General features: G+C 53.5%; 1 protein-coding gene. It reads left to right on the plus strand.

Translation table 11 applies throughout. The annotated features are described in order from the left end of the window. Positions 1-1,902, plus strand: a 1,902-nt coding sequence (locus FHS21_RS30315) for an AAA family ATPase (RefSeq protein ID WP_183665856.1), incomplete at its 5' end; no start/stop codon positions are given. Positions 1,903-2,036 lie beyond the last annotated feature (134 nt).

The following is a 2,036-nucleotide window of genomic DNA, read 5'->3' on the forward strand; positions in this document are numbered from 1 at the left end:
TCACCTGCGACATTTCTCGCATATTGTTCGCTGGTAAAATCGTGCCGGGGCCTAGCACCTTTATGGGCCGGCGAATCCTTCGTTTTAATTGTCATCGTCCCCACTCGCGGCGACATTGAAATCTTCAAAGAGGCGATGCAATTTATTGGACATCCCAAAGATGGCCGCAGTCGTGTGGTCTTCGATAATGCGCGCATTAAAGTGAAGACGAGGGATAAAAGTGGCCAAGAGACAATCGAGTTCGCTTTCAATCTGCTGGAGAACGGCGACCAGTTTATTTACCTAACAGCAAAGGGCGACGAGCTTCCTGAAAGCTATATTTTGTCCGCCGATTCCATCATCCATACTTCTCCCATTCTACCGGAATATGTGCGTGCCGCAGGTAAAGTATGCTTGGACCAGGATATCAACGATGAGGATGCCAGTTTTCTAAGTTCGCTTTCGCTGCGGTCAATCCAGATGTCCCTACGGAGGGGACGGCGAATAGCAGAGTCGATCGCAGCAATAAATGGCGTTCGCGCGCGTAAACACGCATTGGCTCACTCCGATGCTCCTCTGCTTTCTGATCTTCATGGGATGAATAAAGCCGCAGACTGGGGCCATGAACTGGCAAAGGACATCGCGGATTGGCGGGCAGGTAAAATTGACTGGCTCGACGTGGACCGCGGACTGTTGCTCAGTGGTCCAACCGGAACGGGGAAAACTACCTTCGCCGCTGCTCTGGCGCGCACCTGCGGCGTCAATTTAGTAACTGCATCGCTAGCGAAATGGCAGGCACGTGGACACCTGGGTGATCTTCTGCGCGCCATGCATGACAGTTTCGAAGATGCCCAAAAGAATACTCCGAGCATCCTTTTCATCGATGAGATCGACGCGGTTGGCGATCGTGAAACATTCACAGGGGACTCTGCGCACTATTCCACGGAAGTGGTCGCCAGTCTGCTGGAATGTCTTGACGGATGTGCGCGGCGCGAAGGCGTTGTCGTGGTCGGAGCCTGCAACTACCCCGAACTGATTGACACCGCGCTGTTGCGGCCGGGCAGGCTCGATCGGCATATAGAGATTTCTTTGCCAGGCCCCACAGCCCGTGAAGGCATTCTCCGCTTCCACCTTAAGCAGGATCTTGCAGAATTGGATATGGATGTGATCGCGTATCGGACCGAGGGCTGGAGCGGTGCTCAACTGGAGCAGCTCGTTCGAGATGCCCGTCGACGGGCAAGGCGTAGAGGCAAGGAGATCGAATACAGCGACCTCTATAATGAGCTGCCGCCGCAACAGACAGTGAACGACACCATCCGGCGACGCTGCGCCGTTCATGAGGCCGGCCACGCGATTGTCGGTGTCCTGCTTGGCGGTCTCTACGTGGTGAGAATGATCGTCAAGGAGAACACCTTCGGCGTCGATGCCGGGATCGGCTGGACCCGATTCGAAGAGATATCAGGACGTGAGGCGATCGCAGATAATTACAATAACGCCATTTGCCGGGCACTCGCAGGCAGCGCCGCTGAAGAGGTAATTCTCGGCAACAAATCCTCTGGCTCTGGTGGTACGCACGATTCTGACTTGCACAAAGCAACCATCATCGCGGCGAAGTTGCAGACGAGTTATGGCCTGGGATCGAGTTTACGCTGGTTAACCTCGGATGATGTCGATGACGTCGCCCATATGTTGCGACATGACAAAGAGCTCCAGGCTTCCGTCGAACAAATCCTGCAAGAACAATACGCGCGCGCCAAAGGCTTGATTGCAGAGAGCCGCGATGTCCTTGATCGGCTTGTAAATGCCCTGATTGAGAAAGGTGACCTCGGCAGCAGCGAGATCTATTCCATCATCGGAGTCGGGCCTGATCCTGACTCTGATTTGCGTAGTGTTGCGTCAAAGCGTGATTTTTTATCCAGATAACAACTCGCAAAGGACAACGACATGATCACCATCCGTAAGAAGCATCACGTACCAGGCGACATCGATTCAGACATCGAATGGCTAAAGAGGCTTTTGAAAGATCTGGAAAACATACGTGACGGAATTTTTCCAGA

The organism is Phyllobacterium trifolii (assembly GCF_014192095.1).
GTDB classification, from domain to species: domain Bacteria; phylum Pseudomonadota; class Alphaproteobacteria; order Rhizobiales; family Rhizobiaceae; genus Phyllobacterium; species Phyllobacterium trifolii.